This is a genomic window from Sporanaerobacter sp. PP17-6a (assembly GCF_900095615.1).
GTDB lineage: Bacteria > Bacillota > Clostridia > Tissierellales > Acidilutibacteraceae > Acidilutibacter > Acidilutibacter cellobiosedens.
Genome location: NZ_FMIF01000013.1, coordinates 50,213 through 62,689 on the forward strand (window position 1 = coordinate 50,213; position 12,477 = coordinate 62,689).

General features: G+C 31.8%; 13 protein-coding genes. 12 read left to right on the forward strand and 1 reads right to left on the reverse strand.

Annotated features, from left to right (window positions below):
- Window positions 1-8: 8 nt before the first annotated feature.
- The 12 genes from PP176A_RS06510 (at window position 9) to PP176A_RS06560 (ending at window position 10,962) form a co-directional block, all read left to right on the forward strand.
- Window positions 9-707 carry a DUF554 domain-containing protein gene (locus tag PP176A_RS06510; RefSeq protein ID WP_071139657.1) on the forward strand — a complete coding sequence of 233 codons (699 nt, stop codon included), beginning with the start codon at window positions 9-11 and terminating at the stop codon, window positions 705-707.
- Window positions 708-1,024: 317 nt separating this feature from the next.
- A complete protein-coding gene (locus tag PP176A_RS06515; protein WP_071139658.1) occupies window positions 1,025-1,306 on the forward strand; it encodes a co-chaperone GroES in 282 nt (93 codons plus the stop codon).
- A gap of 33 nt (window positions 1,307-1,339) precedes the next feature.
- Window positions 1,340-2,968, forward strand: a complete 1,629-nt coding sequence (gene groL, locus PP176A_RS06520; protein WP_071139659.1) for a chaperonin GroEL — start codon at window positions 1,340-1,342, stop codon at window positions 2,966-2,968.
- A gap of 237 nt (window positions 2,969-3,205) precedes the next feature.
- Complete coding sequence (locus tag PP176A_RS06525; RefSeq protein WP_071139660.1) at window positions 3,206-4,153, forward strand: sugar-binding transcriptional regulator; 948 nt, start codon at window positions 3,206-3,208, stop codon at window positions 4,151-4,153.
- Between the two features lie 325 nt (window positions 4,154-4,478).
- The gene (locus tag PP176A_RS06530; protein WP_071139661.1) at window positions 4,479-5,126 is read left to right on the forward strand and encodes a hypothetical protein; all 648 of its coding nucleotides are present in this window, start codon (window positions 4,479-4,481) and stop codon (window positions 5,124-5,126) included.
- 80 nt (window positions 5,127-5,206) lie between these two features.
- The gene (locus PP176A_RS06535; protein WP_083381834.1) at window positions 5,207-5,764 is read left to right on the forward strand and encodes an RNA polymerase sigma factor; all 558 of its coding nucleotides are present in this window, start codon (window positions 5,207-5,209) and stop codon (window positions 5,762-5,764) included.
- Window positions 5,751-6,224: a hypothetical protein gene (locus tag PP176A_RS06540; RefSeq protein WP_071139662.1), complete on the forward strand. Its 474-nt coding sequence runs from the start codon at window positions 5,751-5,753 to the stop codon at window positions 6,222-6,224. Before PP176A_RS06535 ends, PP176A_RS06540 begins: the two co-directional genes overlap by 14 nt.
- A 15-nt stretch (window positions 6,225-6,239) precedes the next feature.
- On the forward strand, window positions 6,240-7,037 hold the full coding sequence (locus tag PP176A_RS06545) for a hypothetical protein (RefSeq protein ID WP_071139663.1): 798 nt from the start codon (window positions 6,240-6,242) through the stop codon (window positions 7,035-7,037).
- On the forward strand, window positions 7,034-7,942 hold the full coding sequence (locus PP176A_RS06550; protein ID WP_071139664.1) for a hypothetical protein: 909 nt from the start codon (window positions 7,034-7,036) through the stop codon (window positions 7,940-7,942). The genes PP176A_RS06545 and PP176A_RS06550 overlap by 4 nt, the downstream gene beginning before the upstream one ends.
- Before the next feature lie 241 nt (window positions 7,943-8,183).
- Window positions 8,184-8,345: a hypothetical protein gene (locus tag PP176A_RS16205; protein ID WP_159429045.1), complete on the forward strand. Its 162-nt coding sequence runs from the start codon at window positions 8,184-8,186 to the stop codon at window positions 8,343-8,345.
- 34 nt (window positions 8,346-8,379) lie between these two features.
- A complete protein-coding gene (locus PP176A_RS06555) occupies window positions 8,380-9,717 on the forward strand; it encodes a TldD/PmbA family protein (protein ID WP_071139665.1) in 1,338 nt (445 codons plus the stop codon).
- Between the two features lie 15 nt (window positions 9,718-9,732).
- Window positions 9,733-10,962, forward strand: coding sequence for a metallopeptidase TldD-related protein (locus PP176A_RS06560; RefSeq protein WP_071139666.1), 1,230 nt, complete (start codon window positions 9,733-9,735; stop codon window positions 10,960-10,962).
- 145 nt (window positions 10,963-11,107) lie between these two features.
- Here the strand turns inward: PP176A_RS06560 and PP176A_RS06565 are convergent, their stop codons facing one another.
- Window positions 11,108-12,283 (reverse strand): CD0519/CD1768 family membrane protein, encoded by a 1,176-nt coding sequence (locus PP176A_RS06565; protein WP_306341340.1) that lies wholly within the window; start codon window positions 12,281-12,283, stop codon window positions 11,108-11,110.
- Between the last annotated feature and the right edge of the window lie 194 nt (window positions 12,284-12,477).

The following is a 12,477-nucleotide window of genomic DNA, read 5'->3' on the forward strand; positions in this document are numbered from 1 at the left end:
GGTAAAAAATGTTAGGGACTGTAGTAAATTCCGTATCAATTATCGTAGGAAGTGTCTTAGGGGTATTTCTTAAGGAAGGGATTAAAGGAAGATACAAGGAAACAATCATGCAAGGAATGAGTTTGGTAGTAATGCTCATAGGAATAATGGGAGCAGTGGAATCAAAGAATATTTTACTGGTTATAATAAGTCTGGCATTAGGAAGTATAATCGGAGAGAAAGTAAATATAGAAGAAAAATTGGACAAGTTGGGGTCTATATTAGAAAATAAACTTGGGAAAAACAATTCATCTTTTGCCGAAGGTTTTGTTACTTCTTCTCTGGTGTTTTGTATAGGTGCTATGGCAATAGTAGGAGCTTTAGAAAGCGGACTTCAAGGCAATTATAAGACTCTCTTTGCTAAATCAGTTATAGATGGTATCTCTTCCATAATATTTGCATCTACTATGGGTATAGGGGTTGCTTTTTCATCTGTCTGTGTATTTCTGTATCAAGGTATAATAACAGTTCTTGCTTCCGGAATCAAAGGGTACCTTACTAACGATGTTATAAGGGAGATGTCTGCAGTGGGAGGATTACTTGTATTTGCCATAGGTTTAAATATGATGGAAATTAAAAAGATACGAGTTGGAAATATGCTTCCTGCAATATTTGTCCCTCTTATATATCATATTTTATCCATTATATTTACAGGACTAAGGTTTTAGCCGAGATTGACATTATTAGAAAAGAAATTATAGATATTGGCTATTTAAAGGAGTTTAAAGGATATGAGAAGTTAAGAGAATTATGATATATTAAGAAAAATTAAGATAAACTGCGAAATTTAATGCAATATTTTTATATTATTGATATATGTTATAAATAGCTTAAATATGAGTTTAAAATATGTTATTTTAAACCTTGAAAACCCAAAACATATTAAGTAACATATTAATTGTAGATATTAGCACTCGTCATTACCGAGTGCTAATAAATTGAAAAAAATAATCAATATATTATTATATATAAGGAGGGCTAATATATGAGTATTAAACCATTAGGTGACAGAGTAGTTATTAAGAAAATTGAAAATGAAGAAAAAACCAAAAGTGGGATAGTTCTTCCAAGTACAGCTAAAGAACAACCTCAAATGGCTGAAGTTGTGGCTATTGGATCTGAAATTGACAAAGATGAAAAGAAAAAAGATCAACTTAAAGTTGGAGATAAGGTTATATTCTCTAAGTATGCAGGAACAGAAATAAAAGAAGATGGAATAGAATATACCATTCTTAAATTTAGTGATGTTTTAGCTGTAGTTGAATAATTATTGAATGATTATAAAGGAGAGTGAAACAATATGGCAAAAGAAATTAAATTTGGCGAAGAAGCTCGACGCTCAATGGAAAAAGGCATAAATAAACTTGCTAATACTGTTAAAGTAACATTAGGACCAAAGGGAAGAAATGTTGTATTAGATAAAAAATTTGGTTCTCCGTTAATTACAAATGATGGAGTAACTATTGCTCGCGAAATTGAGTTTAAAGATCCTTATGAAAATATGGGCGCTCAGCTTGTTAAGGAAGTAGCAACTAAAACAAATGATGTAGCTGGAGACGGAACTACTACAGCAACATTATTAGCTCAAGCGATTATCAGAGAAGGACTTAAAAATGTTGCAGCAGGAGCAAATCCAATGATTGTTCAAAAAGGTATACGTAAAGCTGTAGATGCTGCCGTTGAGGAAATCAGAAGATTTTCAAAGAAAGTTGAATCAAAGGATGCAATAGCTCAGGTTGCGTCAGTATCAGCAGGCGATGAAGAAATAGGTAAACTAATATCTGAAGCTATGGAAAAAGTAGGAAATGATGGAGTTATAACTGTTGAAGAATCAAAATCAATGGGGACAGTTTTAGATGTAGTTGAAGGTATGCAATTTGACAGAGGATATGTATCTGCTTATATGGTAACAGATACTGATAAAATGCAAGCGGAATTAGAGGAACCATATATTTTAATTACGGATAAGAAAATTTCCAATATCCAAGAATTGCTTCCAATTCTTGAAAAGATAGTACAACAAGGAAGGCCTCTTTTAATTATTGCTGAAGATGTAGAAGGGGAAGCTCTTACAACTTTAGTTCTTAATAAATTGAGAGGGACAATTAATTGTGTAGCTGTAAAAGCTCCTGGATTTGGAGACAGAAGGAAAGAAATGCTTCAGGATATTGCAATATTGACGGGAGGAAAGGTAATATCCTCAGAATTAGGATATGAGTTAAAAGATGCTACACTTGATATGCTTGGAAGAGCAAAGAAAGTTAAAGTTGATAAGGAAAATACAACTATTGTTGACGGAGAAGGAAGTCAATCGGAAATTAAGAACAGAATCAAACAGATAAAAGTTCAGATTGAAGACACTACTTCAGATTTTGATAAAGAAAAATTGCAGGAAAGACTTGCAAAACTATCAGGAGGAGTTGCAGTAATTCAAGTTGGAGCTGCTACTGAAACAGAACTTAAAGAAAGAAAATTGAGAATAGAAGATGCATTATCCGCTACAAGAGCTGCAGTAGAAGAAGGTATAATTCCTGGAGGAGGAACAGTACTTATTAATTGCATACCTGTAGTTCAAAAATTAGTGGATAAAGTAGATGGAGACGAAAAGACAGGAGTCAGAATAGTACTTAGAGCTTTAGAGGAACCGGTAAGACAAATAGCTATAAATGCAGGTCTTGAAGGTTCCGTAATAGTAGAAAAGATAAAAGAGCAAAAAATCGGAGTTGGATTTGATGCTGCAAAAGAAAGATATGTAGATATGATAGAAGCAGGAATAGTTGACCCGACAAAAGTTACTCGTTCAGCATTACAAAATGCTGCATCAGTAGCTGCAATGGTTTTGACTACTGAAGCTTCTGTAGCAGATATAGAGGAAGAAAAAGATAATCAGATGCCGGCAGGAGCAGGCGGCGGAATGCCAATGATGTAAATCCTTTTATATGTTATCCCTATGATAAGTTAATAAAAATTGTCAACGGTTTGCCATTATAGGTAATTTTCGTTGACAATTTTTTTATTTAAATGATTTTATATCTCATTATTTACGGTATTATTTCTTAAAATTCTATACAAATAAAATTTTTTCTGTTATAATTTATTTAAATTAACTTTTATAAAAGAATATGAACATAATTTCTAATACAGAATTGGTAATGGAGGTAGAAATATGAAGGGAAGATCAATTTTTTTAGCTAAGGTAGCTTCTATGTATTATATGGATGATTTATCTCAACAAGAGATTGCTGATATGTTGGATATTTCCAGGCCGACTATTTCTCGGGCATTAGCTGAAGCAAGAGATAAAGGAATTATAGAAATTACAGTTAATTCTCCTGTTTCCAGGAACTATGATTTGGAAAAGAAATTATTGAACAGGTATAATCTGGAGGAGGCAATCGTTATTCCTGTATTTTCCACTCAGGAAGAGAGTATAACCAAAAAGTTGGGAGAGGCTGGAGCAAATTATTTTTATGAGAATATTAAAGACGGAATGATCATTGGATTATCAATTGGGAAAACGTTAAACGAAATGGCAAAAGCATTAAGTGATCAGAATTTGAATAAAAGGTTTAAATACAGTGTTGTGCCTATAGTTGGAGGAACCGGGTATATTGAACCTCAGTTTCACTCAAATGAGATATGCAGAAAAGTAGCGGAAGCTTACGGAGGGGTTTCTTATCCTATATATGCTCCGGCGATAGCAGAAAATGAAGATAACAAGAAAGCATTTATGAAAGATCTCTTAGTAAAAAGGGTATTTGAAAAAACTTTGGAAGCGGATATCATCTTTGTAGGAACCGGAAATGTAAATTCGTCTACCCTTGTAAGGATTGGAAATATAAAAAAAGAAGAAGCAGAAAATTTAAAGAAAAAAGGGATAGTAGGAGATATAGGAAGTTGGTTTTTTGATGAAAACGGGAAATTTCCTGATGTGGATATAAATAAAAGGATAGTTGGAGTAAGTTTTGATAAACTGAGGAGAAAATCCAAAATAGTATTAATAGCGGGAACTGAAAAGAAGGAAAATGTGATTAAATCAGCACTTAAAGGTAATTGGGTTGATGTATTAATAACCGATGAAAACGTATGCAGATATTTGTTGGAAAATGATTAGGACAACCTATGCGATAATTTCATGTAATCGTCAAAAGCATGATATTTCAATATTAATGTTGAAATATCATGCTTTTTAATATTTAACTAAATATATTTTATAGCCCACCAGAGGAAAATTCTAATTTTTCTTGATTCAAAAAAGACCTCCTTGATTTATTTTGCAGTACTATTAATTTCTTGTTCGTTATTATTAGTACTTATATAAAATTAATGTAGCTTTAATAGTGCTTTAATGGTGTTCTAATTTAGATATGATATTTTAATTTTTATATGGCACTTATTGATATTTACTATTATATTAAAGATTTAACTGATGATAGGAGATGAGAAAAATTAGAAAAAAAGATTGGAATAATATAAAAAGTAGCAAATTTTACAGGCAGGAAAGTTATAAAATATATATAGTTCTTACTTATAGTGGGACATTTCTTTCAAGATGTATAAAGACTTATACAGGGGAACCGTATAGTCACGTATCTGTTTCATTAAATGTTAAGTTAAATAATATGTATAGTTTTGGAAGAAAATATTATAAAAATCCTTTTATCGGGGGATTTGTTGAAGAAAGTATTAATAAAGGGGTGTATGGGAAATTTAAAAATACGACATGTGCCGTATATTCTCTTAAGATAAATGAGATACAATATAACAATTTAAGGAATTTACTTTATAAATTCGAAATAAATAGAGAGAGATATGGCTATAATTTATTGGGGTTATTAGGAGTAATTTTAAACACTCCCATAAAGAGAAAATATAAATTTTTTTGTTCTCAATTTGTAGCTACATTATTGGATTATAGCGGAATACATATTTTTAATAAACCTGCCTCTCTTGTATCTCCTAAGGATTTTAGATACTGCTCGAAGATGACATTAATTTATGAAGGAAGATTGAATGATTATAAAGTAAATTATGAGGAACTTTCCGATATTAGGATAGGGGAATCATTAGATAAAAAAATTTCTTAAATAATTATATTTTTATGCAGTATTTTTAACATTTATTTCGTTATAATTAATGTACGGAGGAAAGGAGGGGGGATTATGACTTGAATAAAAAACTGATAAAGAAGATCTTATCCGGAGATGATAATGCATTTTCCCAAGTTGTAGACGAGTATAAAAATTATGTATTTGCCATTATTTTAAATTTTATAAAAGATTATGATGAAGTAGAGAATGTAGCACAGGAGGTTTTCTTACAGGTTTATATTTCTCTTCCTGATTTTAAGATTGAAAATTTTAAAGGGTGGATTGGCAGAATTGCAGTAAATAAATCAATAGATTGGAAAAGAAAAAATGCTAAAATATATATTGAGGAAAGAATAGGAAATAGTGAAGAAATGGATAACATAAAGGAACTTAATTATTGTAAAACCCCCGAGGATATGTTGATACAAAAGGAGAGCAGAGAGATAATTTATAAATTATGCAATAGCATCCCCAGTATTTATAAAGATGTAATTATAAAATTCTATTTTGAAGAAAAAAGCTATGAAGAAATTGCCCACGAGGAAGGAACCACCGTAAAGACAATAGCTTCTCGGCTTTATAGAGGAAGAAATATATTAAAAGAGAAATGGAGGGAGGAAAATGAAACATTATGATTATTTAGAATGGTTCTTTTATAAAGAAAAAGTTTTTTCTGAAGAAAAAAACAGAGAGATGGAAGAGCATCTTTATAAATGCGAGAAGTGTATGGACATTTTTCTTTCTCTCATAGATGAAAAAGAAGTAACGAATTCAGAGAAAATGATTTCTAAAAATTTTACTGAGAATGTGGTTAATAATGTGAGAAGTTTAAAATATGGAGTACAGAAAAAAAAGAAGAAGAAATACAGAAGCGAATTTAGAACTATGTTCGGTTATTATGTAGCTGCAGCGGCGGTAGCAATTATTTTAACCTTTGGAGGATTTTATGGAGAGCTGGTGGATATGCTACCTCAAGTTGCAAACTTTACTGTTGAAAGAAAGCAAAGTAATCTTCCAAATGTGATATTTAATCTGTCGGAAAAAATAGCGGGGAGAACATCCGATTTTATTAAAAATTTTCAGATATTAAAATAGCGAGGAGGAGTTAGAATGAAGGGCAAAAGTGGTTTTATAACATTTATATTATCCTTTATTCCCGGATTGTCCCATTTTTATTTGGGATTTAAGGAAAGAGGAACAATATTTCTTATAGTATTTTTAGGTTCGATTTTATCCATGGTTGGTTTGACTGTTGTCTTCAACAATGATGGATTTGCGGCAATATTATTTTTTATGCTATGTATAATATGGTTAGTAGCGTTAATAGATGCTTTTTCCATAAGAAAGAAATATTTTATGGAAGAACAAGCTAATATATCGATGGATGAGAAGGAGGAGAATATTGGGGATATGAAAGAATCAAATAAAAAAGCTATTGCATTGGCATTTTCAATCGTGCCCGGTGCAGGACATATGTATTTAGGATATCAGAAAAAGGGACTCATTATGATGACTGCTTTTTTCTTTGTGCTGTTTTTTATAGGCTGGACGAATTTAAATATGTTTTTATTCGTACTTCCTGTATTATGGTTTTACAGTTTTTTCGACGCTCTTCATTCCGTTGACGGAAAAAATGTTGAAGATGAAGAAATTTCTTTTGCCCTTCCTAAGATAAAACCTGAATGGATAGGATGGTGCCTTATAGTAATGGGCGTATTGGTAGTTATTGAACGTGTATTATATCCTATTTTAAACATATCCTATCAAGTCAAAAATTATGTCCAGACGGGAATTGTATCGTTAATATTTATTGTAGTAGGAATAAAATTATTAATCGGAGAAAAGAGAATGGAAGATAAATCCGATGAAGAAATTGATGATGGCAATAAGGGGGAAGACCAGAAATGAAAAAGAGAAAGGTTGGAGTTATTTCCTTGGCAATTGTTTTGATTGGCCTTGGAATTATAATATTCGTTGCTCAGGTGAATAAGCTTTCGGCAGTAGAATTAGCGATGAAGTTTTGGCCTGCCATACTTTTCCTTTTGGGAGGAGAAATATTGTGGTACAGCTATAAGGGCAACAAGGAAGATGGGAATGTTAAATATGATGTTTTCAGTATACTAATGATTTTTGTTATAGTTATTGTAAATTTAGGTATTTATGGATTTATTGAATCAGGAGCTATGTCTAAGGTTAACAGGATGATTTTAAACGAAAATTATAGTTTTGATATTTCTAAGGATGGAGCCAATGTAAAGGACGAAATTAGAAAAATAGTTATAAGCGGTCCTGGGCCTTATTATAATTTAAATATACGAACAGATGAAGGGAACAAGTTGTTTTTTTCAGGTTCTTTAAATGTAAGAGCGGATAGTGAGGAAAGAGCAAAGGAAATTTCAAAAAGAGATTATATTTTTACGAGAGAATCAAATAATGTATTATATATTTCCTTTGCAAACAACAGATATTATAATAATGAAACGCTTAGTGTTGAACCTGCAGACTTGACTTTGATAATACCTGAAGATAGGGAGGTCGAAATCAGGGGAGGCAATTCCTATGAAATAGTTTTGGGAAACATTAAAAAAGATTGGACTATTGATAAGGGGGAGAGTGTAAAGATTCTGTTGGGAAAGGATTCAAATGTTAAAATAAATGCCTATGCTTCTGATAAAACAAATCTCAACGGAAATGCCCAATGGAATATTACAGGAGAAAATCCAAAAGTAAAGGGAGAATTAATACGCGGACAAGGGAATAGCAATATATATATACTCAATTGTAATGATATATCAGTAGATGAACTAAAATAAAAGATTGTATTTTATACAATTTTTATAGTATGATTTGCCTTTTTCGCGATAATTTGATTATATGAAATGCGGGTTTTTTGAAATCTGCATTTTGTTTTTTGCAGCGACTTTTTGTTTTAACTTCTTAATGAAATTAATTATTAAATTAAAATTATTAAGGAAGCCGTTGACTTATTTGAAATTTCGAGTTAATATTATTAATAGGAATATATTTATAGAAAATTTCAAGGAGGAAAATATTATGATCCTCGGGTGCTTGATTACGACCTTAGTATTAGTTTTTGTGCTTTTTATACTTATAATGGTAGGAATAGATATTACTTTGGCATTATCATTTAAAATATTTGCTCCTGTGATATTAATATTCACGGGAATTTATTTTTTATTGAAAAGCAGGAAATAATTTTATGATAAAATAGTTTTAAAGGAGGGATTTTATGTTTATTTTTCCAAAGGATCTTTATACGGATGTAAGAATTGAAAATGTATATTCAACTGAAATATTTTATGAAAACGGGAAGTTGAGACAAAATTTAAAAAGGGATTATAAGGGAGCATTTATAAGGGTATTTGACGGCAAAAGATGGTTTTACTGTTCGACAACGGATATAGATAATATTCAGAAGGAAATAGATAATTTGGCAAAGATGGCAGTCCTTAATAAAAAGATAGGAGAAAATCCGGTTGTAAAAATGTTTCAGATAAATAAAGGGGTGTATTATCGTTTTAATGATAATAATATTTTGGATATAAAACATGAGGATAAGGTTAAACTTCTTAAGTCTTATTTTCCCTTTTTATCTGGCAAGGAAGAATTGAAAACGTGGAAGGCGTTTTATATTGATAATCGTACTGATAAAGAATTTTATTCGAGTAAGGGCGCGGATTTAAAGTTTGATTATCAGACATGCGCTGTTGTATTCAGATATTCTTTAAATATAAATGAGAAAACTTTTAACGGAAGATATGATAAAACAAGTACAGATTTTAATGAACTGAAAGGACTTGAAGATGAAATTGGAAGTGTCATAAAAAGGGATATAGAATATGTGAAAGAATCAAAGCCTGTAATTCCGGGTAAATATACAGTTGTATTTTCCCCGATAGCAACGGGAGTTTTTACTCATGAAAGCTTTGGACATAAGAGTGAATCGGATTTTATGGTTGGAGATGAAACCATGATGAAGGAATGGGCCTTGGGGAAGACCGTTGGTGTTAAGAACTTATCTATTGTTGACAGAGGTGATGTTTTGGGAAGAGGATTTGTACCTTTTGATGATGAAGGAACCAAGGCAACTAAGACATATCTTGTTAAAAACGGCATACTTTCGGGAAGACTTCACAGTAGTGTTACAGCAAGTAAATTGGAAGAACAACTTACGGGAAATGCCAGAGCCGTTAATTTTGAATTTGAACCCATTGTCAGAATGACAAATACTTATATAGAAGCAGGAGACAAATCCAAAGATGAAATTATATCTGAAGTAGATAAGGGAATCTTAATAGTGGATATCAACCATGGTTCGGGAATGTCTACTTTTACAATTGCTCCTAATATTTGTTATATGATAAGAAACGGTAAAATTGCGGAACCCGTAAATGTGGCTGTTATAAGCGGAAATGTAATGGAAACCCTTAATGAAATTGACGGAATATCAGATGAAATAGAGCTTATGGCATTTTCAACGGGAGGATGCGGTAAGATGGAACAATTTCCTCTTCCTGTTGGCTTTGGCGGACCTTATATAAGAGTAAATAATATAAATGTTCAGTAAAGGGGAGGATGGGATATGATTAAAGAGAAATGTACAGATAAGATTAAAGAAATATCTATAAATGTAGTTCAAACTGAGATTGAATCCATAAGGAAAAAAGATATAACAAAGACCGGATTAAGAATATATAAAGACGGATATATAGGAATTTCAGGAGGGTTAGGGAAAATTGACGAGAAGGATATGGAGAGAAAAGCAAGGGAAAATTTAAATCTTCATATACCTTATCCTTGTGAAGCTTCAAGGGATCATATTGAAGAAGTAGATAACGCCGCAAATTCCTTATCTGATGAGGAATTTGCCGATGAGATGGAGGAAGTACTTATACTGTTAAAGAAAGAATATGATGACTTTATTTTTTCCAATCAGATGAGGATGGTAGAAGTAGAGAACAGGTTATTGAATGATGTTGGGCTAAACTTGACATATAAAGATAAAATGGTAGAGATAACTCTTTTAATTAAAGAAAAAACTTCCGCCAATATTTTTGACACCGTTTTTGTATATAGGGATAGGATATTTGATAAGGAAAGATTAATTTTGAGTTTAGATGATATGATAAGGGGATATAAAAACAGAGTCGATATTCCAAAGGAAGATAATATGCCTGTTATATTTTCAGTAACAGATGAGCTTATTCTTTCGAAATTTGCTGAAGAATTAAATGGATATAAGTTTGGAACAGGGGCATCTTTGTTTAGAAAGCTTGCGGGGCAAGAAAAATTTAGTAAAGATTTAACCATATACCAAAGTGCCGAAGTAGAAGATATGAACCTTATTCCTTTTTTTGATGCGGAAGGAGTTGTAAACAAGGATTATAGATATGCATTAATTGAAAAGGGGAAAATAATATGTCCTTATACTGATAAGAAGACTTCCAAGGAATTTAATCTTCCGTTGACGGGAAGTGCTTATGCCGAATATGATAAGGTGCCTTCTTTATCACGACCATATATTAAAATCGAACCGGAGAATAAGACCTTAAAGGAAATTATGAATGGCAGGATGGGAATTATAGCTGTAGTAGCATCAGGAGGAGATTTTACTTCCGACGGTACTTTCGGCACTCCTATTCAGGTTCCTTTTTTGACAGACGGAGATAAGATTTTAGGAAGGCTTCCGGAATTAAACGTATCAGGGCATATTTACAAGATGTTCGGAGAAGATTATCTGGGGACTTTCAAGGATAAAGCATTATTTGGAGAACGGGGCACGGTAGTTAATTTGAATGTAAAAAAAATTTGATGTCATATTGATTACTTTTAGTCTTAATCAAGAGGTATAAAATCCTATATTTATTTGGGTTTTATGCCTCTTGATTATTAGGAAAATCAAAATTTCCTTAATATAAATTCTCCGTAAAATGGGTTTCAAAAAAAGCCTTTTTTATTTAAAATATAGAAGCATATATTATATAAATAAGATGGGCAAATATACCTGATGAAAATCCTCCGAGAGTTTGATATGCTAAAGCCTTTGGTGCTAAATGTCTCATGTGTAATGCATCCATCATAGGTATTTGGCTGCTCAGATATCCGCTCCAGCAGATTCCCACTGCCGTAAATACTGCTATTTCATTTTCACCGATAATGTTTTTGCTTAAAAATTTAGGAACAAGTCCCAAAGCTGCACCTACAGAGCCCATTGACGTAACCGGAAATGCTATTAGCTCGGGGTTATTAAATCCAAACACCGGGTTTAATATAAATTTAAGTTTTTCTCCTATCCATGGCATGACTTTAATACCTTCATAGGCAGCCCCGGTATATATTCCATTAAGGGAAGGCCCGTTAGTAAGCATCATTACGAAGGTACATATAATTACAACTCCGGGAATAATGGATAATCCTAAACTGACTCCGGCTTTTCCTCCGTCCAACATAGCTTCAAGGAGCCTTTGCAATGCACTTCCCGATCTTATCTCCCTAAAATTAGTTATGTCGTAAGAGGAATCGGATTCAGAAATTAAATATTTTTCTGTTCCATAAATTTTTTTTGTATAATTTGTCATTGCCCGTACACTTATTATACTTCCTATAATTGCACCTATATTTCCGATAATAACCGGTCCCAAAAAACTCTGGCCGTTTTTTGCCTGAGCTATCATAAAGGTTGATACAACAAGTCCCATACCGAAGGATACGCCTAAATTTGTAATAGCGGAGAATTGGTATTGCTTAAAATATTTTTGAAAATTTTTCTCGCTTGCTAAAGAAACAATTGCCGGATTATCGGAAAGATAAGCTGACATAATACCAAGACTTGCAACTCCGGGAAGGCCGTATAGCGGTTTAATAATTGGGCTCAAAATTTTATTGATTATGGAAATAACTCCAAATTCAGATAGTACGGCTGAAAAAGCACTTGCAAGGACAGCAACTCCCATAATAAAAAACGATGTGTTGATAATAAGATCGTGGGCTGTGGCCATCATTGTTTTAAACATATTTGCAGCTCCCATAATGTGGGTAAATAAAACAAAAAAAATTATAATAATGGCTAACCAAATAAATGATTCTTTACTTATTGCTTTTACTATTGTCTTATTTTCTGCCTTACTTTTCAAGATATATTACCTCCAAAATTTACAACTTTGATTTGTATACTAAATATATTGTATAAGATATTTTGTTTTGTGTCATTTTAAATATTGTAAAAAGTATTAATTGTTTTTCATAATTTAAATTAAATTATTGATACAAAATAAATTACATAAATTTAAAAATAATAAATTAATGCTTGACAATAATACAAATCTCT

Bases quoted from the DNA above. Each gene is read 5' to 3' on its own strand.
- PP176A_RS06510 (WP_071139657.1), top strand. From the start codon at position 9: ATGTTAGGGACTGTAGTAAATTCCGTATCAATTATCGTAGGAAGTGTC.
- PP176A_RS06515 (WP_071139658.1), top strand. From the start codon at position 1,025: ATGAGTATTAAACCATTAGGTGACAGAGTAGTTATTAAGAAAATTGAA.
- groL (WP_071139659.1), top strand. From the start codon at position 1,340: ATGGCAAAAGAAATTAAATTTGGCGAAGAAGCTCGACGCTCAATGGAA.
- PP176A_RS06525 (WP_071139660.1), top strand. From the start codon at position 3,206: ATGAAGGGAAGATCAATTTTTTTAGCTAAGGTAGCTTCTATGTATTAT.
- PP176A_RS06530 (WP_071139661.1), top strand. From the start codon at position 4,479: ATGAGAAAAATTAGAAAAAAAGATTGGAATAATATAAAAAGTAGCAAA.
- PP176A_RS06540 (WP_071139662.1), top strand. From the start codon at position 5,751: ATGAAACATTATGATTATTTAGAATGGTTCTTTTATAAAGAAAAAGTT.
- PP176A_RS06545 (WP_071139663.1), top strand. From the start codon at position 6,240: ATGAAGGGCAAAAGTGGTTTTATAACATTTATATTATCCTTTATTCCC.
- PP176A_RS06550 (WP_071139664.1), top strand. From the start codon at position 7,034: ATGAAAAAGAGAAAGGTTGGAGTTATTTCCTTGGCAATTGTTTTGATT.
- PP176A_RS16205 (WP_159429045.1), top strand. From the start codon at position 8,184: ATGATCCTCGGGTGCTTGATTACGACCTTAGTATTAGTTTTTGTGCTT.
- PP176A_RS06555 (WP_071139665.1), top strand. From the start codon at position 8,380: ATGTTTATTTTTCCAAAGGATCTTTATACGGATGTAAGAATTGAAAAT.
- PP176A_RS06560 (WP_071139666.1), top strand. From the start codon at position 9,733: ATGATTAAAGAGAAATGTACAGATAAGATTAAAGAAATATCTATAAAT.